We start from the raw sequence: 22,753 nt of genomic DNA, 5'->3' as shown, positions 1-22,753 counted from the left end.
CGTCGCGCACCGGCACGGACTCGTGCCAGTCCAGGCCGAGTTGCGGCATGTCCAACGAGACCGTCGCCTCCTGGGTGTGGTGGGGGTCGAGGTTGACCACCACCACAACCGTGTTCGATCCGCTCCCGTCCGTGACCGACTTCGAGTAGGCGATCACCGCGTCCTTGTCCGTGTGGTGGAAGTGGAGGCCGCGCAACTGGCGCAGCGCCGGACTGCGCCGGCGGATGGCGTTGAGCGCCCTCAGCAATGGCGCGATGCTACGACCCTCCCGCTCCGCCGACTCCCAATCCCGCGGACGCAGTTGGTACTTCTCGGAGTTCAGGTACTCTTCGCTGCCCGCACGCAGCGGGGTGTTCTCACAGAGCTCGAATCCGCTGTAGACGCCCCAGGTCGGAGACAGCGTCGCGGCGAGCACCGCACGCAGTTCGAAGGCCGGCCGCCCGCCGTGCTGAAGGAACTCGTGCAGGATGTCCGGGGTGTTCACGAAGAAATTGGGCCGCATGGAGGCGGCCGCCTCCCCCGACAGCTCACTGAGGTAGTCGGTGAGCTCCTGCTTCGTGTTGCGCCAGGTGAAGTACGTGTACGACTGCTGGAAGCCGACCGCCCCCAGCGTGCGCATCATCGCGGGCCGGGTGAACGCCTCGGCCAGGAAGATCACGTCAGGGTCGGTGCGGTTGATGTCCGCGATGACCCGCTCCCAGAAGACGACCGGCTTGGTGTGCGGGTTGTCGACGCGGAAGATCCGCACGCCGTGGTCCATCCAGTGGCGCAGCACCCGCAGCGTCTCCTGGACCAGCCCCGGCATGTCCTGGTCGAAGGCGATCGGATAGATGTCCTGGTACTTCTTCGGCGGATTCTCCGCGTACGCGATCGACCCGTCGGCCCGGTGGTGGAACCACTCGGGATGCTTCTGCACCCACGGATGGTCCGGGGAGCACTGGAGCGCGAAGTCGAGCGCGATCTCCAGCCCCTCCCGCTCCGCCCGGCGCACGAACGCGTCGAAGTCCTCGATCGTGCCGAGGTCCGGATGAACGGCGTCGTGCCCGCCCTCCGGGGAGCCGATCGCCCACGGCACACCGACGTCGTAGGCCCCCGCCGAGAGCGTGTTGTCGGGCCCCTTGCGATAGGTGGTCCCGATGGGATGGATCGGCGGCAGATACACCACGTCGAAACCCATCCGCGCGATGGCGGGCAGCCGCTCGGCGGCGGTGCGGAAGGTGCCGTGCACCGGCGGATCGAGATGCCCGCTCTCCGAACGCGGAAAGAACTCGTACCAGGAGCCGTACAACGCCCGCTCGCGCTCCACCAGCAGGGGCAACGGCTCCGAGCTGCTGACCAGCTCACGCAGCGGATGACGCGTGAGGACCCTGTCCACTTCAGGGGTACGGGCGGCGGCGAGCCGGGCCGCCGAGGAACGGCCGGTGTCCCGCAGCGCGTCCGCCGCGGCGAGGACGACATCCCTTCTGCCCTTGCTCTTCGGCACTCCGGCGGCAGCGCGCTCGTACAGCCGGGCGCCCTCCTCCAGGACCAGTTCCGTGTCGATGCCCGCCGGGATCTTGATCCCCGCGTGATGGCGCCAGGTGGAGACAGGATCGCTCCAGGCCTCCACGGTGTACGTCCAGCGGCCGGTCGTCCCGGCACGGACGGTGGCGCCCCAGCGGTCGGTGCCGGGGGCGAGCTCGCGCATCGGGGTCCAGGGGCCGGTGCGGCCCTCCGGATCGCGCAGGACGACGTTCGCGGCGACGGCGTCGTGACCTTCGCGGAAGACGGTGGCCGTGACCTCGAAGACCTCGCCGACAACTGCCTTGGCGGGGCGGCGGCCTTGCAGGACGAGCGGCCGAACGTCGACGACGGGAATGCGTCCGACGCTCTCGCCGCCTTCGGCTGACTGTCCGGAGGGTTGCTCCGGGGCGCGCGGGACGGCGTCGACCTTGCGTAGGGGGGGTGTGTCGGAGGTGGTCGTCGGGGGTGGCGACGTGTGGTGCGTGGCGGGCATGACCGCTCCTGTCCGCGTCAACGTGGGTGGGCGGATGACGGTGTGGGGAGGTGGGGCCTGCGGGGTGTACCGGAGGAGCCTTCCCACCCTATTCGGGTGAGCAATCCGGCAGGTTGCTAACTACTTACGCGTATGTCTACACACAAGACCGGCCTCGTCCGACGGGCGAGGCCGGTGCCTGCTGCGGCGGTTCTTTACGAAGAGCCGATCTGCAGAAGCCTGTTCGGCGAACCGAGCCCCGCACCGCCGACCTTCCCGTACACCGCCCGCTGAACCAAGGCTTTGCCCACTTGGGCCGGGGTCGCCTTCGGATGGCCGCCGAGATACAGCGCCGCCGCGCCCGCGACATGCGGGCTCGCCATCGACGTACCGGAGAAGGTCGCCTTCCCGGTGTCGCTCGTATACGACGCCGACGTGATCGCCACGCCGGGCGCGAACAGGTCGAGCGCCGCGCCGAAGTTGGAGAAGCTCGCCCGGGCGTCGGCCCGGTCGCTCGCTCCGACCGTCAGCGCCTCCTTGACCCGGGCGGGGGAGTACAGCCCGGCGGCCAGTCCGTCGTTGCCCGCCGCGACCGAGTACGTCACCCCGGAGGCGATGGAGTTGCGTACGGCGGCGTCCAGCTGGGCGTTGGCGTGGCCGCCCAGGCTCAGATTGGCGACCGCGGGCTTGTGCGCGTGCCGGGTCACCCAGTCGATACCGGCGATGACCTGCGCGGTGGTGCCGGACCCGGCGTTGTCGAGCACCCGCACGGACACGACCTTGGCCTTCTTCGCCACACCGTAGGTCGTCCCCGCGATGGTCCCGGCGACATGCGTCCCGTGTCCGTTCCCGTCCCCCGCCGCCTTGTCGTTGCCCACGAAGTCCCAGCCGTAACTGGCCCGCCCCCCGAAGTCCTTGTGCGTGATCCGGATCCCCGTGTCGATGACGTACGCCGTCACGCCCGCGCCCGCCGACTCCGGCCACGTATAGCCCTTGTCGAGCGGCAGAGCGGGCTGGTCGATCCGGTCAAGACCCCAGGACGGCGGGTTCTTCTCGAAGTGGTCGAGTGCCACCCGGGTGTCCTGGACGACGGAGGCCACACGGGAGTCCGCCGCGAGCCGCCGCGCCTGCTTCTCGCCCACCTGAACCGCGTACCCGTTGAGTGCCGTGCCGTACGTGTGGCTGATTCGTGCTCCGTACTTCTCGGCGATGCCCTTGCCCGCCGACGACGGAGCCGTCGTACCCCCCTTGAGTGTCACGATGTAACTACCGCTGACGGAACCGGGTTCGCCGGCGCCGAGTATCCGCCCCTGCGGGGCGGCGTGCGCGGGCAGGGTGATGGCCGAAAGCACCGCGGCCGTCGTGACCGCGGTGAGGCATCCTGCCCAGCGCAGACGCCGCTGTCTCGTCTGTGCCATGACGTGAGTTCCCCTCCTCAAGTCGGCGTACGCCGACCGGGACCGACCGGTGTGCGACCGGGGTCACGCGTACGCCACTTGGCAGCCTCTCGTGTGGTGTGAAGCACCACAAGGCCGCCCATGCGGGCGGAATCGGCCATACCCTCCGGGGGTGGGGCGGAATGGTTGCGTCGATTCCCGGTCGACGGTCCCTCTCGCCGACGCCCTCAGCCGAGCCCGTCGGCCGCGGGCCGGTGGGGGCCGTTTGCGCAGTTCCCCGCGCGCCCGGAGCGGGGCTGCGCCCCGATCCCCCGCCCGGGTGATTCGTTCGACTGGCGGCCGGTGGGGGCTGGTCGCGCAGTTCCCCGCGCCCCTGAGGCGGGGGCTGCGCCCCGCCCGGGATCCCCACGCCCCCGACCCACCCACGCGCCGCCACCCACGACGCCGGAGTTCATCGATGCGCCGTGTTGTGGAAACACCCTCGCCGCTACCGTCGTCGGTGACGTACTTCCCGCCGCATACGTCTTTTGTGAAGGTGGAACTTGTGAAGGCAATCCGCAGATTCACCGTTCGCCCCGTACTGCCCGACGCCCTTCACCCGCTCAGCGACCTCGCCCGCAATCTGCGCTGGTCCTGGCACGCCGAGACCCGCGACCTCTTCCAGTCCGTCGACCCCGAACGCTGGACCGCCTCCGACGGCGACCCCGTACGCCTGCTCGGCAGCGTCGCTCCCCACCGCCTCGCGGAACTCGCCGAGGACCGCCGCTTCCTGCGCCGCCTCGCCGCCGTAGCCGACGACCTGCGCGACTACGTGACCGGCGAACGCTGGTATCAGACCCAGACCCAGATTCCCGACCTCCCCGCCGCCATCGCCTACTTCTCACCCGAGTTCGGCATCACCGCGGCCCTGCCCCAGTACTCCGGCGGCCTCGGCATCCTCGCCGGCGACCACCTCAAGGCGGCCAGCGACCTCGGCGTACCCCTCATCGGCGTAGGACTCCTCTACCGGCACGGCTACTTCCGTCAGTCCCTCTCCCGAGACGGCTGGCAGCAGGAGCACTATCCCGTCCTCGATCCCAACGAACTCCCTCTCGTACCCCTGCGCGAATCCGACGGCGCCCCGGCCCAGGTCACCCTCGCCCTCCCCGGCGCCCGCCCCTTGCGCGCCCGCATCTGGCTGGCCCAGGTCGGTCGCGTCCCCCTCCTCATGCTCGACTCCGACGTCGAGGAGAACGACCTCGGCGAACGCGGGGTGACCGACCGGCTGTACGGCGGCGGCAGCGAGCACCGGCTGCTGCAGGAGATGCTGCTCGGCATCGGCGGGGTGCGCGCCGTACGGACGTACTGCCGGCTGACCGGCCACGCCCAGCCCGAGGTGTTCCACACCAACGAGGGCCACGCGGGCTTCCTCGGCCTCGAACGCATCGCCGAACTCGCCGAGGGGCAGGACGGGCACGACGGGCTGGACTTCGAGGCCGCTCTCGAATCCGTCCGCGCCGGTACCGTCTTCACCACCCACACCCCCGTCCCCGCCGGCATCGACCGCTTCGACCGCGAGCTGGTCGCCCACCACTTCGGCCCGGACGCCGAACTCCCCCGTATCGACGTCGAACGCATCCTCGGCCTCGGCATGGAGACCTATCCGGGCGGTGAGCCGAACCTCTTCAACATGGCCGTGATGGGGCTCAGGCTCGGCCAGCGGGCCAACGGGGTGTCGCTGCTCCACGGTCACGTCAGCCGCGAGATGTTCTCCGGGCTGTGGCCGGGTTTCGACCCGGACGAGGTCCCGATCACCTCGGTCACCAACGGCGTGCACGCACCGACCTGGGTGGCACCGGAGGTCTTCCGTCTGGGCGCCCGCCAGATCGGCGCCCAGCGCACCGAGGACGCGATGACGGTCGGCGGCTCGGACCGCTGGGACGCGGTGGCGGACATCGCCGACCAGGAGATCTGGGACCTGCGCCGGGTGCTGCGCGAGCAACTGGTCCTCGAGGTACGCGAACGCCTGCACGCCTCCTGGCGCCAGCGCGGTGCCGGAACGGCCGAACTCGGCTGGATCGACGGGGTGCTGGACCCGGACGTCCTCACGATCGGCTTCGCCCGTCGCGTCCCTTCCTACAAGCGTCTGACCCTGATGCTGCGCGACCGCGACCGCCTGATGGACCTCCTCCTGCACGCCGAACGCCCGATCCAGATCGTGGTCGCGGGCAAGGCACACCCCGCCGACGACGGCGGCAAGCGACTCGTGCAGGAACTGGTCCGGTTCGCGGACGACCCGCGTGTGCGCCACCGGATCGTCTTCCTCCCGGACTACGGGATGGCGATGGCGCAGAAGCTGTACCCGGGCTGCGACATCTGGCTGAACAACCCGCTCCGCCCGCTGGAGGCCTGCGGCACGTCCGGGATGAAGGCGGCACTCAACGGCTGTCTGAACCTCTCCGTCCTGGACGGCTGGTGGGACGAGTGGTTCCAGCCGGACTTCGGCTGGGCGATCCCGACGGCGGACGGTACGGATGGGGGTCCCCCCACGCGTTCAGCAGTGGGGGAGGACGACGACCGCCGGGACGACCTGGAGGCGGCGGCCCTCTACGAGCTGCTGGAACAGCGCGTGGCGCCCCGCTTCTACGAGCGGGGTCAGCACGGTCTGCCCGACCGGTGGATCGAGATGGTCCGCCAGACGCTGACCCATCTCGGCCCGAAGGTCCTGGCGGGCCGGATGGTGCGCGAGTACGTGGAGCGCCTGTACGCCCCCGCGGCCCGCGCCCACCGCGCCCTGGCCCCGGAGACGGCCCGCGAACTGGCCGCCTGGAAGTCCCGCGTCCGGGCGGCCTGGCCCCGGGTCACGGTGGATCATCTGGAGGCCTCCGCCGCCACCACGACCGCCGAACTGGGCACCAGCCTCTCCCTGCGGGTGCGGGTGGCGCTGGCCGACCTCGTCCCGGACGACGTCGAGGTCCAGGCGGTCTCGGGCCGCGTCGACTCGCAGGACCGCATCGCGGACGCGAGCTGCGTCCCGCTGAAACCGGCGGGCGGTCCGGACCTGGAGGGGCGCTGGGTGTACGAGGGTCCGCTCTCCCTCGACCGCACCGGCCCGTTCGGCTACACGGTCCGTATTCTCCCCACGCACCGACTGCTCGCGTCCGGCGCCGAGCTGGGCCTGGTGACGATGCCTTCGGAGGAGGTGGGGGAGGAGGCCGGGGTCCTGATGCGCTGAGCGAGCCGCAAGCGGAAGGCGGACAGCGGGCCTACGGTTCGAACCCCGCGCACAGCCGGCGCAGTACCGTCCCGCAGCGCCGTGCGTAGGCGTGCTGGAGCCCCCGGGTCGCCGGTCCGCCCGCACGGGTGTACCACTTGGCCGCACGGCTGAAGGCGGTCACGGTCAGCCAGACCGTGCCGTCGCCCGTGCGGTCGACCACGAAGGCCTCCTCGCCGCGCTCGGGGTGGCCGGGCAGGGTGCCGTAGGCCCAGCCGGCCCGGCGGTACTCCTCGACCGTCCAGACCACACGGCAGGGGGCCTTCAGGGGGCCGAGCCCGACGGTGACGTCGACTCCGGGGGCCGCCTTGTCGGCGGTGGCGGTTATACCCACGCCCATCGCGCGGTGCATCTCCCAGGTCATCACCGCTTCGGACGCGGCGCGGAAGACGGCCTCGCCCTCGCCGACGCGGGTGCGCAGGTGCAGGGGGTGGAACCCCGGCGGGCAGCGGCCGTCGCGCGTTGCGCCCACGTCCTCGTATGTGAAGGGGTTGTCCGGGGAGACCATGGGGGACAGCGTAGGGCGGTACCCGGAGGTGCTTTCTCTCCGGGTACCGCCCAAGTGCTCAAGCGGGTCTCGAGGACCCCGTGGGCACTAGCTCACGTTGACCGCGGTCCAGGCCGCGGCCACCGCCTTGTACTCGGCGCTGGTCGAGCCGTACAGGGCGGACGCCGCGGAGAGCGTCCCCGTGCGGGCCGACTTGTAGTTGGTCGTCGACGTGAAGTACGTCGTCAGCGCCTTGTACCAGATCTGCAGGGCCTTGTCCCGGCCGATGCCGGTGACGGCCGTGCCGTTGTACGTGGGCGAGTTGTAGCTGACGCCGTTGATGGTCTTGGCGCCGCTGCCCTCGCTCAGCAGGTAGAAGAAGTGGTTGGCGACACCGGACGAGTAGTGCACGTCCAGGTTGCCGACGCTGGAGGACCAGTAGTCGGCGGAGCCGCCGTCCTTGCTGGGCTTGTCCATGTAGCGCAGCGGGGTGCCGTCGCCGTTGATGTTGATCTTCTCGCCGATGAGGTAGTCACCCACGTCGGAGGAGTTCCCCGCGTAGAACTCGACGCCGGTGCCGAAGATGTCGGAGGTCGCCTCGTTCAGACCGCCGGACTCGCCCGAGTAGTTGAGACCGGCCGTGTTGGCGGTGACGCCGTGACTCATCTCGTGACCGGCCACGTCCAGCGAGGTCAGCGGGTGGTTGTTCCCGGAGCCGTCGCCGTACGTCATGCAGAAGCAGCTGTCGTCCCAGAACGCGTTGACGTACGCGTTGCCGTAGTGGACCCGGGAGTACGCGCCGACACCGTTGTTCTTGATGCCGCTGCGGCCGAAGGTGTTCTTGTAGAAGTCCCACGTCTCCTGCGCGCCGTACGCGGCGTCGGCCGCCGCGGTCTGGTCGGTGGTGGAGCTGGAGGCCGCGCCGGTGCCCCAGACGTCGTCCGCGTCGGTGAACAGGGTGCCCGCGGAGGAGGAGGTGGTGTGCGACTTGTTGTACGTCTTGTGGCCGCCGCGGGTGCCGTCGGTCAGCTGGTACGTCGAGCCCGACAGGGTGGTGTTGAGGCTGACCGTGCCCGAGTAGAGGGTCTTGCCGGTGCCGGTCTCGATGCCCTGGTACTCGTAGAGCTTCTTGCCGGTGGCCGCGTCGGTGATGACGTGCAGCTCGTTCGGGGTGCCGTCGTCCTGGAGACCGCCGATGACCGTCTCGTAGGCGAGGGTGGGCTTGCCGGTGGCGGCCCAGATCACCTTGCGGGGAGCGCGGTCGGCCGTGGTCTTCTCCGAGCCGGCGGCCTTCGCGGCGGTGAGAGCCTGCTTCTCGGCCTTCGCGGTGGTGACCTGCGGCTTCAGCGAGGCGACCTTGATGGCCGTCTTCACGGCCTTGGTGACGCCCTCGGTCTTGCCGGCCTTGGACTCGTGGACGACCAGGTCGCCACCGAGGACCGGAAGGCCGTTGTACGTGCGCTCGTAGCGGGTGTGCACGGTGCCGTCCGCGTCCTTGAGGACGTCTCTGACGACGAGCTTCTCCTTGGCGCCGAGGCCTATCTGCTGGGCGGTCTCGGGCGCGGCCGCGTCGGCCTGCTGGATCAGGCTCGTGCGCGCGGCGGCGGAGAGCTGGACCGTGGCGCCGGGGATCTTCGCCTTGGCGGCGGCCGACTCGGTCTGGGCGGAGGCACCGGTGGTCAGACCAGTGGTGAGCAGGGCTCCGGCAGCGACAGCGGTGGCGATGGCCAGAGTGGTGCGCTTGTGACGCGCGTAGAGGGGGGTCACGCAATCTCCTCTTGTGGGGGCGACCGGACGGCGTGGGGTGGCCGTACGGAAGGTGCGAAGTTGCGGTGCGGGTGAGCCGTGCGGTGGAAGAGTGACATCCGGGACGCGTACATGTCAGGAGGGCGATGGAATCTTGGCCGAAAAGCGTCCGGTGGATGAAGATCGCCGTTCGCTACGCGGATCTCGATCTTCGTCAAACGACAGCAAACGCGGAGTCATGGAGCGGCAAAGAGGGCGCCGCCCCGGGAAGTCGAACCCCGGGGCGGCGCCCTCTCGATTCCGCGTGTTCAGACGCGGTCTACGGGAACGTCAGCTTCCAGCTGTTGATGTAGCCGGTGTCCTGCGCGGCCTTGTCCTGGACCCTCAACTTCCAAGTGCCGTTGGCGACTTCGGAGGACGCGTTGACCGTGTAGGTCTCCTGGACGTTGTCCGCCGAGTCGGAGGAGCTGAAGGCCTTCAGGGGGTACACCGTGCCGTCCGGAGCCAGCAGGTCCACGACCAGGTCGCCGCGCCAGGTGTGCACGATGTCCACGTCGACCAGAAGGTTCGACGGGGCGTTGCCGGTACGGCCGGTGACCGCGATCGACGACGTCACGGCCGGCCCGTTGTCCGGAATCGATACGTCGCCGGTGTTCTCGAACGACGTACCGGTGCCGCCGCCACCGCCCGGACGCGAGCCGACCTTCACGGCCGCCCAGGCGTTCTGCACCGCCGTGTACTCGGCGCTCGTCGTGCCGTACAGCTCGCCCGTCGCCGCGAGCGTGCCGGTGCGGGCCGCCGCGTAGTTGGTGGTCGAGGTGAACTTGGTGGTGAGCGCCCGGTACCAGATCTGCAGGGCCTTGTCCCGGCCGATGCCGGTGACCGGAAGGCCGTCGGCGGTCGGCGAGTTGTAGCTGACGCCGTTGATGACCTTGGCGCCGCTGCCCTCGCTCAGCAGGTAGAAGAAGTGGTTGGCGACACCGGACGAGTAGTGGACGTCGAGACCGCCCACGCTGGAGGACCAGTTGTCCGCCGAGCCGCCGTCCTTGCTGGGCTTGTCCATGTAGCGCAGCGGGGTGCCGTCGCCGTTGATGTCGATCTTCTCGCCGATGAGGTAGTCACCGGGGTCGGAGGCGTTGTTGGCGTAGAACTCCACGCCGGTGCCGAAGATGTCCGAGGTCGCCTCGTTCAGACCGCCGGACTCACCGCTGTAGTTGAGACCCGCGGTGTTGGAGGTGACGCCGTGGCTCATCTCGTGCCCGGCCACGTCCAGCGCGGTCAGCGGGTCGGCGTTGCCGGAGCCGTCGCCGTACGTCATGCAGAAGCAGCTGTCGTCCCAGAACGCGTTGACGTACGCGTTGCCGTAGTGGACCCGGGAGTACGCACCCACGCCGTTGTTCTTGATGCCGCTGCGGCCGAAGGTGTTCTTGTAGAAGTCCCATGTCTCGGCGGCGCCGTAGTGCGCGTCGGCGCCCGCGGTCGCGGCGTTCGACGTGGTGCCGTTGCCCCAGGTGTCGCTGGTCTGCGAGAACAGGGTGCCGGTGCCGGACGTGCCGCGGTTGAGGTTGTACGTCTTGTGGCCGCCGCGCGCGCCGTCGGTGAGCGTGTAGTTGGAGCCCGACTGCGTGGTCGTCAGCGTCACCTGGCCGCTGTACTGGGTGTTGCCGATCCCGGTCTCGATGCCCTGGTACTCGTAGAGCTTCTTGCCGGTGGCCGCGTCGGTGATGACGTGCAGCTGGTTCGGGGTCCCGTCGTCCTGGAAGCCGCCGACGACCGTCTCGTACGCCAGGGTCGGCTTGCCGTCCGCCGCCCAGATCACCTTGCGGGGCGCCCGGTCGGCGTCGGTCTTCTTCGAACCGTCGGCCTTGGCGGCGGAGAGGGCCTGCTTCTCCGCCTTGGAGGCGGCGACGGCGGGCGTGAGCGAGGCGACCTTGAGGGTGGCCCGCGTCGCCTTGATGACCCGCTCGGTCTTCCCTGCCTTGGTGGTGTCGACCACCAGGTCGCCACCGAGGACCGGGAGTCCCGCGTACGTGCGCTCGTAGCGGGTGTGGACCGTGCCGTCCGCGTCCTTGATGACGTCGCGGGCGACGAGCTTCTCCTTGGCCCCGAGGCCCAGGTCCTTGGCGGTGGCCGCCTTGGCGGTGTCCGCGTCGCGTATCAGCTCCGCGCGCTGCGAAGGCGTGAGCTGGACGGCGAGAGAACCACGGTTGATCTTGCCGAGGGAGGACTTCTGGGGGGCCGCGCTCGCGGCGCCCGACTGGACGGCCGCGGCCAGCAGGGCGGAGACGCCGACGAGGGCGACGGCCGCGACGCGGCGCTGGGTGGTGTGGGAGGTGCGTCTGTGGGAGGAACTGCTGCTCAACACACTGACTCCTTCTGCGTGGCCACGGCTCGCGCGGCCAGTGGGGATCCGGTCGGGGTGGGTACCCGTCCGGGCAGAACAGGGCAGAACAGGGCAGAACAGGGTGGAACAGGGTGGAACGCGGGACCAGTTGCCTGAGGGTCCACGGCCACGACACGGCGATGGCGCTGTGAGGTTGCTGTGAAGTTGCCGTGGGAAGAGTGGCAGGAGATTTCGCTTTCTGTCAGGACCGCGTCAGGAAGTTGGCCGGAATTCGTCCGTTGTCCGGGTGTTCATGTTCGGCATGCGGACTGTTCGCCGGAGTGCGTCTGGTCTGTGGCGCGGCGCGCAGCCGCGGCCCTGCCGCCCCGCGCGCAGGACGACCGGACGTGACCCGATTCGTCGCGCCCTGAGCGGGTCGGGCGAAGTCCGCTGCGGTGCGGCAGCGCCCTGAAGGCGCGCGGGGAACTGCGCGACCAGCCACCAGGGCGCCGCAGACGCGCGACGGCACATCCCGGTACTTCCAGCGGAGCGCTCAGTCCCCGTGCCACGTCCGCCAAAGTGCCGCGTACGCCCCCTCGGCCGCCACCAGCTCGTCGTGCGTGCCGAGTTCGGTGAGCAGTCCGTCCTCCATCACGGCGACCCGGTCCGCGTCGTGCGCGGTGTGCAGCCGGTGCGCGATGGCGATCACGGTGCGCCCCTCCAGTACGGCGGCGAGCGCACGCTCGGTGTGGCGCGCGGTCGTCGGATCGAGCAGGGCCGTCGCCTCGTCGAGGATCAGGGTGTGCGGGTCGGCCAGCACCACCCGGGCCAGGGCGAGCTGCTGGGCCCGCGACCCGTCCGTCCGGCGGCCGCCGGTACCGAGCTCGGTGTCCAGGCCGTCCGGCAGCTCCCGGACCCAGCCGTCGGCACCGACGGCGGCCAGCGCTGTCCACAACGCCGCGTCATCGGCGGCGGGTTCGGCGATCAGCAGGTTGTCGCGAACGGTGCCAAGGAACACGTGGTGCTCCTGGGTGACGAGGACGACCTGCCGGCGCAGCTGCTCGGGATCGAGGTCGGCGATCGGTACGCCCCCCACGGTCACCGACCCGGACCGCGGCGCGTCGATGCCCGCGAGCAGTCGGCTCAGCGTGGTCTTCCCGGCGCCGGAGGGCCCGACGACGGCCAGCCGTTCCCCGGGCCGCACGGTCAGGTCGACTCCGCACAGCACCTCGCCCCCGCGGTCGTAGGAGTAGCGGACATCCGTCACGTCGATCCGGTCGTCGACCGGGGTGGGCGAGCCCGACGCCACGGCCCGCGGCGCGCGGGCCAGCCCCTCGACGCGGGCGAACGAGGCGCCGCTGCTCTGGAGCTGCTCGACCTGCATCAGGATCTGGTCGAGCGGCTCCGCGAGCTGGCGCAGATACAGGGTCGCGGCGACCACCGCACCCAGGCTCATCGCTCCCCTCGCGTGCAGGGCACCGCCCACCAGGAGGACGGCGACCACGGGAACGACGTACGACACCTCCACGGCCGGGAAGAACACGCTGCGCAGGAACAGGGTCCGCATCCGCCTGAGCCGGGACGCCTCCAGCGTCCGACGGCTCGCGGTGATCCGCCCGCGCTGCAGCCCGAACGCCTCCACCGTACGGGCACCGGACGCGGTGGCCGCGAGGATCTCGGCGACGTCCGAGGTGGCGGTGCCCTCGGCGAGATACGCGGTGCGCGCACGGCGCAGATACCAGCGCAGGGCGAACCAGATCCCGACGAGCCCGAGCACCCCGCAGGCGCCGAGCAGCGGGGCGATGACGAAGACCGCGCCGAGGATGAACAACGCCTGGGCGCAGGAGATGAGCAGTTCGGGTCCGGCGTCGCGCAGGGTGTTGCCCACCACGGTGACATCGGCGGTGCCGCGCGCGGTCAGGTCACCGGTGCCCGCCCGCTCCACGACCGAGGCGGGCAGACTCAGCGCCCGCTCCACGAACTGCTCCCGCACCCGGGCCAGCGTCCGCTCCCCGAAGCGGTGCCCGACGTACCGGGCCCACCGCGCCAGCAGCAGCTGCGCCAGCGAGCACACCAGGATGACCGAAGCCAGCCGGTCCACGACGTCCACACCGTCCCCGGCCCGTACGTCGTCGATGATCCGCCCGAGCAGCCAGGGCCCGACCAGACCGGCCGCGGCGGCCAGCGCGTTGAGGCCGAGCACGGCGGCGAAGGACCGCCCGTCCGCCCGGATCAGCCGCAGTGCCGCCCGGCGCACCTCGGCGGGTTCGGCGACCGGCAGATGCGCGCTCATCGCAGGACCTCTTCCGTGTCGCGGGCCACCAGTGCCCGGTATCCCGGCTCCCCGTCGAGGAGTTCGTGATGGCTGCCGCTCGCCGCGACCTTGCCGTCGACCAGGAAGTGCACGGTGTCCACCTGGTCGAGCATCAGCGGCGAGGTGCTGGTGACGACGGTCGTACGGCCCGAGCGTGCGGCCCGCAGCCGGGCCGCCACGGCCGCCTCGGTGTGCGCGTCGAGCGCCGAGGTGGGTTCGACGGCCAGCAGTACCTCGGGGTCGGCGAGCAGCGCCCGCACCAGGCGTACGCGCTGTCGCTGGCCGCCGGAGAGGCTGCGGCCCTGGGCGGCGACGTCCGAGTCGAGACCGTCGGGGAGACCGAGCACGATGTCGTCCGCCGCCGCCGCGCGCACCGCCCGGGCGATCGCCTCCTCGTCGTGCTCCCGGCGGCCGGAGACCAGCTCGCGCAGGGTGCCCGCGAACAGGTCGGCCTCGTTGTCCGCGACCAGGATCCGCTCGCGCACCTGCGCCAGGGCGATCTCGTCGAGCCGGACGCCACCCCAGGTGACCGCCGACTCCGCGTACCGGCCGAGGCGGTCGACGACGGCCTCGGACTCCGCGGGAACCGCTCCGACCAGCGCGGTGAGCCGCCCCGGCAGCACCCGTACCCCGGAGTCCGGATCGTGCAGTACCGCCGGGGAGGCGGGCGCGTCCCGGGCGTCGGGGCGGTCGGCGACGGGCTCCAGGGACAGGAACCGCACGACGCGCCGGGCGGCGACGACGGCCCTGCTGAGCTGGTAGCCGCTCTCGATGAAGAAGTACACCGGCATCACGAGGACCGCGACATAGCCGTACACGGACACCAACTGGCCGATGGTGATCTCCCCCTGGGCGGCGAGCCGGGCCGCGAGCCAGGTCACGAGGGCGAGGAAAAGGGTCGGCAGTCCCGTGCCCAGGGCCTGGATCCAGCTGGTCGCCGCACCGACCCGGTACCCCTGCGCCCGCAGCCGCTGCGAGTCGCGGCGGAAGGTGTCCGCGAACAGCCCCTTGCCACCCAGGCCGTTGAGGACGCGCAGACCGCCCGCGAGGTCGCCGATCCGCGCGGTCAGCACACCCTGCCGCTCGCGGTACTCGGTCTCCGCACCCTGCAGCCGGCCCATCAGCGGGCCGACGAGCCCGGCGATCAGCGGCACCCCGAGGAGTATCACCACCGACAGCTGGAGCGAGACCGACATCAGCAGCGCGGCCACCACGCCGTAGGTGACGATCGCGGCGATGCCGGGACCCACGACGGTCAGCGACTGGCTGATCGTCTGGACGTCACCGACGCCGATCGTGACGACCTCCCCGGCGCCGACCTGGCGGCCCAGCGCGGCACCCAGCCGCGCCGACTGTCCCACCACGACCTTGACCGTGCGGAAGTTGGCGTCCATCCGGACCTTGGTCATGGTGCGGTGCCGCATGATGCCCAGCCAGGCGTTGAACACGCCGATGCCCAGCACGGCGGCCGTCCAGCCGAACAGGGCGCCCCGGTCGCCCGGCTCCAGGCCGTCGTCGATCGCACGGGACAGCAGGTACGGCGGCAGCGCCAGGAGCGTCATCCACACCGTGGCGAGCAGCGCGCCCGCCGCGCTGCGCCCCGACTGCCGGGTGACCAGCCACCACAGATACCGCCACCCGCCCCGGCAGTCGGGCGTCCCCGGGTCCTCGTGAGCGTCGATCATGCAGCCCTCATGCCTTTCCCTTGCCGTCCGCCGTACGAGTCGTTCGCCGTCCGCTAGACGAGGCTGTCGCGCCACGCCTGGTGCAGGTCCGCGAATCTGCCGGTGGACGCGACGAGTTCGGCCGGGCTGCCGTCCTCGACCACCCGCCCGTGCTCCATCACCAGCACCCGGTCGGCGATCTCCACCGTGGACAGGCGGTGGGCGATGACCACCGCCGTCCGGCCGCGCAGGACCGTCGACATGGCGCGCTGCACCGCCCGTTCCCCCGGGATGTCGAGGGAGCTGGTGGCCTCGTCGAGGATGAGGACGGCCGGGTCGGCGAGCAACGCCCGTGCGAAGGCGACGAGTTGGCGCTGCCCGGCGGAGATACGGCCGCCCCGTTTGCGTACGTCCGTGTCGTAGCCCTCGGGCAGCGCGCTGATGAAGTCGTGGGCGCCGATCGCCTTGGCGGCCCGCTCGATCTCCTCGCGGCTCGCGTCGGAGCGGCCGATGGCGATGTTCTCGGCGACCGTGCCGGAGAACAGGAAGGCCTCCTGGGTCACCATCACCACCCCGCGCCGCAGCTCGGGCACCGACAGCTCGCGCAGGTCGACGCCGTCGAGCAGGACCCGGCCGTCCGTGGGGTCGTAGAAGCGGGCCAGCAGCTTGGCGAGCGTCGACTTGCCCGCGCCCGTCGAGCCGACCACGGCCACCGTCTGCCCCGCGGGGAGCGTGAGCGAGAAGGTGGGCAGCACCTCGCCGCCGGTGCGGTAGGCGAAGCGGACGTCCTCGAAGACGACCTCGCGGCCCGGCTGCGCGGAGGCGAGCGCGGGCAGCCGCTTCGGTTCGGCCGGTTCCGGCACGGACGGCGTCTGGGCCAGCAGGCCCGCGATCTTCTCCAGCGAGGCCGCCGCGGACTGGTAGGCGTTGAGGAACATGCCCAGCCGGTCGATCGGGTCGTACAGGCGGCGCAGGTACAGCACCGAGGCGGCCAGCACGCCCAGCGCCAGCGAACCCCCGGCCACCCGGTACGCGCCCCACAGCACGATCCCCGCGACCGCCGTGTTGGCGACCAGCCGGGAACCGACGACATAGCGGGCCATCTCCAGCAGGGCGTCCCCGTTGGTGCGCTCGTGGCGCTTGTTGAGGACCCGGAACTCGGCGTCGTTGGCGTCCTCACGGCGGAACGCGCGCACCGGCCGGATCCCGTTCATCGTCTCCGCGAACTTCACGATGACGGCGGCGATCGCGGTCGAGCGCAGGCGGTAGATACGGCCGGCGCGGCGCCGGTACTGCCGTACGAGGAGGTAGAGCGGCACGAAGGACGCCACCGCCACCGCGCCCAGACCCAGGTCCAGCCAGAGCAGCATCGCCGAGATGTAGACGAAGGACAGGATCACCGTGATGAGCTCCTGCAGGCCCTCGCTGAGCAGTTCGCGCAGCGACTCGACGTCCGTCGTGGAGCGGGAGATCAGCCGGCCCGAGGTGTAGCGCTCGTGGAAGTCGATGCTGAGCGCCTGCGCGTGGCGGAAGATCCGGCCGCGCAGGTCGAGCAGCACATCCTGGTTGACGCGGGCGGACGCCTGGGTGAAGGCGTACTGGAGTCCGCCGGCGGCCAGCGCGCACAGCAGATAGCCGACACCCACCGCGATCAGCGGGCCGTGGTCGTGCGCGCGGAACGCCGGTACGGCACGGTCGATGGCGTACGCGACGATCAGCGGGCCCGCCTGGATCGCGGCCTGCTGGAGCAGGAGCAGCACCAACGTCAGCACCACACGGGCCTTGAGCGGGGCGAGGAGGGAACGCAGGAGCGCGCCGGTGGCGCCCGGGGGAGTGGGCAGGGCGTCGCGGTCGAAGGGGTCCTGGTGCGGGTGGGACTCCCGCGCGTCCGGACGGTCCTTGCCGGGCACCCCGCCGTCGGGTTCCGGGCCCGCGTCCCGGCCCGGTTCCCGGTCCGGCTCCTTGTCCGGCGCTGTCGTCGTGGGCGCCGTCATCGGTCGGCCTCCTCGTCACCTGACATCAGATGGGCGTACTCGGCGTTGCTGCGCAGGAGTTCGTGGTGGGTGCCGACCGCGGTGATACGGCCGCCGGAGAGCAGGGCCACGCGGTCGGCGAGCAGGACCGTGGACGGGCGGTGCGCCACGATCAGCGCGGTCGTCTCCGCCAGGACGCGGCGCAGCGCGGCCTCGACCGCGGCCTCCGTGTGGACGTCCAGCGCTGACAGGGGGTCGTCGAGGACGAGGAAGCCGGGGCGGCCGACGACGGCCCGCGCGAGGGCGAGGCGCTGGCGCTGGCCGCCGGACAGGCTCAGGCCCTGCTCGCCGACCTGGGTCTGCGTCCCCTGCGGGAGCGCGTGTGCGAAGTCGGCCTGGGCGACGGCGAGGGCACGGTCCAGATCCGCTTCGCCCGCGGTGTCCGGGGCGCCCATGAGCACGTTCTCCCCGACGCCGGCCGAGAAGAGGGTGGGCTCCTCGAAGGCCACGGCCACGCGCGCGCGAAGCTCCTCGCGGGGCATCGCCGTGATGTCCTCGCCGTCCAGCGTGATCCGCCCGGCCGTCACCTCGTGCAGCCGTGGGACGAGGGCGGTGAGGGTGGTCTTCCCGGTGCCGGTCGCGCCGACCAGGGCCATCGACTCACCCGGACGGATGTGCAGATCGATGCGGTCGAGGACGGGGGGCGCGTCCGCCGGGGCGTCGGGATAGCGGAACTGGACGCCGTGGAAGCGGAGTCCGCCCTCGCCCTTCCTGGCGACGACCGTGGATGTCCCGGTGGACTCCGGCTGCTCGTCCATCACCTCGAAGTACCGCTCCGTCGCCGTCGCCGCCTCCTGGCTCATCGCGAGGAGGAAGCCGATGGACTCGACGGGCCAGCGCAGCGCGAGCGCCGTGGACAGGAACGCCACCAGCGTGCCGGCGGACAGCCGGCCGTCGGCGACCTGCACCGTGCCGAGCACGAGGGCGGCGCCGATGGCGAGTTCGGGGAGGGTGACGATGACCGTCAGGATGGCGGCGAGGAGGCGGGCCTTGGCCAGCTCCGTGCCGCGCAGGGTGCGGGACAGCTCGCGGAAGGCGAGGGCCTGGCTGCGGTGGCGCCCGAAGCCCTTGATGATGCGGATGCCGAGCACGCTCTCCTCGACGACCGTCGTCAGATCACCCACTTGGTCCTGGGCCCGCCGCGCCACCAGCGAGTAGTGCCGCTCGAAGAGCCAGCAGACCACCATCAAAGGCACCGCGGGAGCGAGCAGCACCAGGCCGAGGGTCCACTCCTGGGCCAGCATGATCATGACGCCGACGAGGATCGTCACGGAGTTGACCAGCAGGAACGTCAGTGGGAAGGCGAGGAACTGGCGCACCAGCATCAGGTCCGTGGTCCCCCGGGACAGCAGCTGACCGGAGGCCCAGCGGTCGTGGAAGGCGACCGGGAGCCGTTGCAGATGCCGGTACAGATCCGCCCGCATGTCGGCCTCGACGCCCGACAGGGGCCGCGCCACCAGCCACCGCCGAAGCCCGAACAGCACCGCCTCCGCGATCCCGAGCAGCAGCAGATACAGCGCGCCGAGCCAGATGCCCGCCGCGTCGTGTTCGGCCACGGGACCGTCCACCATCCACTTCAGGACGAGCGGGAACACCAGCCCCGTACAGGAGGCGAGGACCGCGACGAAGGCGGCACTGAACAGCCGCGTGCGCACCGGCCGCACGTACGGCCACAGGCGCAGCAGGCTGCGTACGGTCGAATGGCCGGCTCGGCCCGGGGTCACCGCATCTGGAGTGGACATCAGGAGCGAGCCTACGGTTCGGCACTGACAGAGCCCACCGAGTTTTGGCCGGGCCTGAATCGTTCCACGGATCCGGGACCGGTGCCCCGGGACTCGGTCGTATCGCCGCATCAACCGATCGGCTGATGCCGCTTCGAGCGCGATGGACGATGTGCCCGCTGCCGTGCCGACGGGATCCTCGGGACATGTCAGTCATCGAAGTCACCGGACTGCGCAAGTCCTACGGAGGCCGGCCCGTCGTCGACGGTGTCTCCTTCGCCGTCGAGGAGGGCGAGATCTTCGGGATCCTCGGCCCGAACGGCGCCGGCAAGACCACCACCGTCGAGTGCGTCGAAGGCCTGCGGATCCCCGACGCGGGCCGCGTCCGGGTCACCGGGCTCGACCCCGTCGCCGACCACGAACACGTCGCCCGCGTCCTCGGCGCCCAACTCCAGGAGAGCGAGCTGCAGGCCAAGCTCACCGTCCGCGAGGCCCTGGAGCTGTATGCGGCCTTCTCTCCGCACCCCGCCGACTGGCGGCCCCTGGCCGAACGCCTCGGCCTGACCGCCAAGCTCACCACCCGCTTCGCGAAGCTCTCCGGCGGCCAGAAGCAGCGCCTGTTCATCGCACTCGCGCTCATCGGCAACCCCCGGGTCGTCGTCCTCGACGAACTGACCACCGGGCTCGACCCGCGCGCCCGCCGCGACACCTGGCAGCTCATCGAGGACGTCCGGGCGAGCGGGGTCACCGTCCTGCTCGTCACGCACTTCATGGAGGAGGCGCAGCGCCTGTGCGACCGGATCGCCGTGATCGACAAGGGCCGGGTGGCCGCGCTGGACACCCCGTCAGGGCTGATCCGGCGCTCCGCGGGCTCCACCGTCATCAGCTTCACGCCGTCCGCGCCGCTGGACGAGGGTGACCTGAACGCGCTGCCCGCGCTCGCGTCGGTCGAGCACAAGGACGGCCGGATCACGCTGTCCGGCACCGACGAGACCGTCAACGCGGTCATCACGCTGCTCGCCCGGGGCCACATCACCGCCCACCAACTCCGCGTCTCCGACGCCACGTTGGACGACGCGTTCCTGGACCTGACGGAGGTCACCTCATGAACACCGCAGTCCTGCGCACCGAGTTGCGCCTCTTCCGCCGCGAACCGGGCGCCCTCTTCTGGATCCTGGTGTTCCCCACCCTGTTGCTGGTGATCCTCGGTTCCATCCCGTCGTTCCGCCGTCACCACGCCGACCTGGGGGGCCTGCGCACGGTCGACGTGTACGTCCCGATCGCCGTGCTGCTCGGCATGATCGTCGGCACGCTCCAGTTGATGCCGCAGCACATCACCGGCTATCGCGAGCGCGGCATCCTGCGCCGCATGTCGACCACCCCGGTACGGCCGTCCGCCCTGCTGTCCGCCCAGATGCTCGTCTACGGCGCGGCGGCCCTGGCCTCGGCCCTGTGCGCGCTGATCGTCGGCCGACTGGCCTTCGACGTACGACTCCCGAAGCAGCCGTACGGCTATCTCCTCGCCCTGCTCCTCGCGACCCTGGCCGCGCTCGCGCTCGGCGCCGTGGTCTCCGCGCTGTCCCGGACGACGAAGATCGCGGGCGCGATCGGGTCGGCGGTGTTCTTCCCGATGATGTTCTGCGCGGGCGTGTGGCTGCCGGTGCAGTCGATGCCTGACCTGCTGGCCCGGATCGTCGGATACACCCCGTTCGGCGCCGCCGCGCAGGCCCTGAACCGGGCGGCGGCGGGGAACTGGCCGGGCTGGGCGCACCTGGGGGTCCTCGCGGCCTGGACGGTGCTGCTCACGGCGGGTGCCTCCCGCTGGTTCCGATGGGAGTAGGCGAGGGGCCGTGCAGACTGGGCAGATGACCACCAAGGACAGGCAGATCGAGCGGCGTTGGGAGCAACTGCACACCTGGGGGCCGTACGGTCTGCTCGGCATCAGTGTCGTCCTCGCGCTCGCCTCCACCGGCGTGTTCGACCGTTCCACCGAGTGGTACGCCGCCTGGGCCCTGGTCGCCGTCGCGGTCGTCCTCCAGCTGTGGTGGCACGGCACCCGTTCCCGCCGGGCCGGCCGTGGCCGGATCCCGAGCCGGGCGGGGACGGCGTACTACGTCGTCCGCTGGGCCATCGCCTTCGCCCTCGCCTGGATCGACCCGTTCTTCGCGTTCTACGCCGCCGCCGGCTACATGGACGCCGACGAGCTGATCCCCGGCAGGTGGCAGCGGCTCGGACTGTTCGCGAGCGCGGTCACCGTGGCCGGTGCGCAGGCCGGCGGGCTTCCGTTCGGGAGCGGCGTCCAGTGGATCCTCTTCGCGGCGCTCCTGGTCGCCAACTCCGGCCTGCAGATGGTGGTCGCCCATCTCACCCAGCAGGAGGCCCAGCGCTCCCGCGAGCGCACCGAGACCATCACCGAACTCGAACGCACCAACGCCGCTCTGCAACAGGCCCTCGACGAGAACGCCGCGCTGCACGCCCAACTCCTCGTCCAGGCGAGGGAAGCCGGCGTCGCCGACGAACGCCGCCGGCTGGCGGCCGAGATCCACGACACCATCGCCCAGGGCCTGACCGGCATCATCGCGCAGCTCCAGGTCGTCGCGAACACCCCCGATCCGGGGGCCGCCCGCGTACATCTGGGCCGCGCGTCGGAGCTGGCCCGCCAGAGCCTGGGTGAGGCGCGCCGTTCGGTGCACAACCTCGCTCCGGTCGCCCTGGAACACGACGGCCTTCCCGAGGCGCTGAAGAAGACGGTCGCGGACTGGGCCCGACGCACCGGCGTCCGCGCGGACTTCACCCTCACCGGCACGGTGGAACACCTCCACGAGGAGATCTCGGCGACGCTGCTGCGTATCGCCCAGGAGGCCCTGTCCAACGCGTCCCGGCACGCGCGCGCGGCCCGGCTCGGCGTCACCCTCTCCTTCATGGGCGACGAGGTGACCCTGGACGTACGCGACGACGGCCGCGGCTTCGACCCCGCCGCCGTCCCCGAACGCACCGACAACGGCGGCTTCGGCCTGGACGGCATGCGGGCCCGCGCCGAACGCGTCGCGGGCTCCCTCACCTTGGAGTCCGAACCCGGCCACGGTACGGCGGTCTCGGCGCGCGTACCGTTGGTCCGCCATGACCGATGACTCGTTCGCCCCGGCCGATGACGCCGCGATCACCCTCCTCGTCGTCGACGACCATCCCGTCGTACGGGACGGTCTGCGCGGCATGTTCGAGTCCGCGCCGGGATTCACGGTCCTCGGCGAGGCCGCGAACGGTGTCGAGGCCGTCGCCCTCGCCACCTCCCTCGACCCGGATGTCGTCCTGATGGACCTCCGCATGCCCGGCGGCAACGGCGTCGAGGCCATCGCGGAACTCACCCGCCGCGGCGCCCGCGCCAAGGTGCTCGTCCTCACCACGTACGACACCGACTCCGACACCCTCCCCGCGATCGAGGCGGGCGCGACGGGCTATCTGCTGAAGGACGCCCCGCGGGAGGAGCTCTTCACCGCCGTCCGCGCGGCAGCGCAGGGCCGCACGGTGCTCTCCCCGGCGGTCGCCTCCCGCCTGGTCTCGGCGGTCCGCGCGCCCGCCCCGACCCAGGACTCCCTCTCGGCCCGCGAGCGCGAGGTCCTGGCCCTGGTGGCCAAGGGCACCTCGAACCGTGAGATAGCCCGAGTCCTGTTCATCAGCGAGGCCACGGTCAAGACCCACCTCACCCACCTGTACGCCAAGCTGGGCGTCAACGACCGCGCGGCGGCGGTGGCGGTCGCCTACGACCGAGGCATCCTGGGCCGGCACCCCGATTCCCGCGCCCCTTGAGAGCGCCGGCGCGCATCTTTCAGCCCGTCCGGC

Annotated in this window: 14 protein-coding genes; 5 read left to right on the top strand and 9 right to left on the bottom strand. The window is 71.2% G+C overall.

The genetic code is table 11. From position 1 onward, the window contains the following. Together ACIRA5_RS24985 and ACIRA5_RS24980 are read right to left on the bottom strand one after the other, a co-directional pair. On the bottom strand, positions 1-1,996 hold a 1,996-nt coding region (locus ACIRA5_RS24985), incomplete at its 3' end, for an alpha-1,4-glucan--maltose-1-phosphate maltosyltransferase (protein WP_403693855.1). 194 nt (positions 1,997-2,190) lie between these two features. Beyond that, on the bottom strand, positions 2,191-3,393 hold the full coding sequence (locus tag ACIRA5_RS24980; protein WP_403693854.1) for a S8 family peptidase: 1,203 nt from the start codon (positions 3,391-3,393) through the stop codon (positions 2,191-2,193). Between the two features lie 523 nt (positions 3,394-3,916). Here ACIRA5_RS24980 and glgP point away from each other — a divergent pair. After that, positions 3,917-6,586 (top strand): alpha-glucan family phosphorylase, encoded by a 2,670-nt coding sequence (gene glgP, locus ACIRA5_RS24975; protein ID WP_403693852.1) that lies wholly within the window; start codon positions 3,917-3,919, stop codon positions 6,584-6,586. Positions 6,587-6,617: 31 nt separating this feature from the next. Here glgP and ACIRA5_RS24970 read toward each other — a convergent pair whose 3' ends face one another. From ACIRA5_RS24970 to ACIRA5_RS24940, 7 genes are all read right to left on the bottom strand, one after another. Then, a complete protein-coding gene (locus tag ACIRA5_RS24970; protein WP_352049299.1) occupies positions 6,618-7,133 on the bottom strand; it encodes a DUF1990 domain-containing protein in 516 nt (171 codons plus the stop codon). Between the two features lie 87 nt (positions 7,134-7,220). Next, on the bottom strand, positions 7,221-8,879 hold the full coding sequence (locus ACIRA5_RS24965) for a M4 family metallopeptidase (protein ID WP_403693849.1): 1,659 nt from the start codon (positions 8,877-8,879) through the stop codon (positions 7,221-7,223). Between the two features lie 298 nt (positions 8,880-9,177). Next, entirely contained in the window at positions 9,178-11,220 is a 2,043-nt protein-coding gene (locus ACIRA5_RS24960; RefSeq protein WP_403693848.1) for a M4 family metallopeptidase, read from the bottom strand. Positions 11,221-11,734: 514 nt separating this feature from the next. Continuing rightward, positions 11,735-13,474, bottom strand: a complete 1,740-nt coding sequence (locus tag ACIRA5_RS24955) for an ABC transporter ATP-binding protein (protein WP_403693847.1) — start codon at positions 13,472-13,474, stop codon at positions 11,735-11,737. Continuing rightward, positions 13,471-15,180, bottom strand: a complete 1,710-nt coding sequence (locus tag ACIRA5_RS24950; RefSeq protein WP_403693845.1) for an ABC transporter transmembrane domain-containing protein — start codon at positions 15,178-15,180, stop codon at positions 13,471-13,473. Before ACIRA5_RS24950 ends, ACIRA5_RS24955 begins: the two co-directional genes overlap by 4 nt. Positions 15,181-15,233: 53 nt before the next feature. Further along, positions 15,234-17,153, bottom strand: coding sequence for an ABC transporter ATP-binding protein (locus tag ACIRA5_RS24945; RefSeq protein ID WP_403693843.1), 1,920 nt, complete (start codon positions 17,151-17,153; stop codon positions 15,234-15,236). After that, a complete protein-coding gene (locus tag ACIRA5_RS24940) occupies positions 17,150-18,934 on the bottom strand; it encodes an ABC transporter ATP-binding protein (RefSeq protein WP_403693842.1) in 1,785 nt (594 codons plus the stop codon). Before ACIRA5_RS24940 ends, ACIRA5_RS24945 begins: the two co-directional genes overlap by 4 nt. Positions 18,935-19,119: 185 nt before the next feature. On the opposite strand from ACIRA5_RS24940, the gene ACIRA5_RS24935 reads away from it, so the two are divergent. The 4 genes from ACIRA5_RS24935 to ACIRA5_RS24920 are packed head-to-tail and all read left to right on the top strand — an operon-like array spanning position 19,120 to position 22,720. Next, the gene (locus ACIRA5_RS24935) at positions 19,120-20,022 is read left to right on the top strand and encodes an ABC transporter ATP-binding protein (RefSeq protein WP_403693840.1); all 903 of its coding nucleotides are present in this window, start codon (positions 19,120-19,122) and stop codon (positions 20,020-20,022) included. Next, entirely contained in the window at positions 20,019-20,753 is a 735-nt protein-coding gene (locus ACIRA5_RS24930) for an ABC transporter permease (RefSeq protein ID WP_403693838.1), read from the top strand. The genes ACIRA5_RS24935 and ACIRA5_RS24930 overlap by 4 nt, the downstream gene beginning before the upstream one ends. Positions 20,754-20,778: 25 nt before the next feature. Beyond that, the gene (locus ACIRA5_RS24925) at positions 20,779-22,044 is read left to right on the top strand and encodes a sensor histidine kinase (RefSeq protein WP_403693836.1); all 1,266 of its coding nucleotides are present in this window, start codon (positions 20,779-20,781) and stop codon (positions 22,042-22,044) included. Then, on the top strand, positions 22,034-22,720 hold the full coding sequence (locus ACIRA5_RS24920; protein WP_403693834.1) for a response regulator: 687 nt from the start codon (positions 22,034-22,036) through the stop codon (positions 22,718-22,720). Before ACIRA5_RS24925 ends, ACIRA5_RS24920 begins: the two co-directional genes overlap by 11 nt. Positions 22,721-22,753 lie beyond the last annotated feature (33 nt).

The organism is Streptomyces sp. NPDC096311 (assembly GCF_044763085.1).
In the GTDB taxonomy this organism is placed as follows: Bacteria; Actinomycetota; Actinomycetes; order Streptomycetales; family Streptomycetaceae; genus Streptomyces.
The sequence above is the reverse complement of the archived record's forward strand: the minus strand, read 5'-3'. Positions and strand labels throughout refer to the sequence as shown.

Bases quoted from the DNA above. Each gene is read 5' to 3' on its own strand.
- ACIRA5_RS24980 (WP_403693854.1), bottom strand. From the start codon at position 3,393: ATGGCACAGACGAGACAGCGGCGTCTGCGCTGGGCAGGATGCCTCACC.
- ACIRA5_RS24970 (WP_352049299.1), bottom strand. From the start codon at position 7,133: ATGGTCTCCCCGGACAACCCCTTCACATACGAGGACGTGGGCGCAACG.
- ACIRA5_RS24955 (WP_403693847.1), bottom strand. From the start codon at position 13,474: ATGAGCGCGCATCTGCCGGTCGCCGAACCCGCCGAGGTGCGCCGGGCG.
- ACIRA5_RS24950 (WP_403693845.1), bottom strand. From the start codon at position 15,180: ATGATCGACGCTCACGAGGACCCGGGGACGCCCGACTGCCGGGGCGGG.
- ACIRA5_RS24945 (WP_403693843.1), bottom strand. From the start codon at position 17,153: ATGACGGCGCCCACGACGACAGCGCCGGACAAGGAGCCGGACCGGGAA.
- ACIRA5_RS24940 (WP_403693842.1), bottom strand. From the start codon at position 18,934: ATGTCCACTCCAGATGCGGTGACCCCGGGCCGAGCCGGCCATTCGACC.
- ACIRA5_RS24935 (WP_403693840.1), top strand. From the start codon at position 19,120: ATGTCAGTCATCGAAGTCACCGGACTGCGCAAGTCCTACGGAGGCCGG.
- ACIRA5_RS24930 (WP_403693838.1), top strand. From the start codon at position 20,019: ATGAACACCGCAGTCCTGCGCACCGAGTTGCGCCTCTTCCGCCGCGAA.
- ACIRA5_RS24925 (WP_403693836.1), top strand. From the start codon at position 20,779: ATGACCACCAAGGACAGGCAGATCGAGCGGCGTTGGGAGCAACTGCAC.
- ACIRA5_RS24920 (WP_403693834.1), top strand. From the start codon at position 22,034: ATGACCGATGACTCGTTCGCCCCGGCCGATGACGCCGCGATCACCCTC.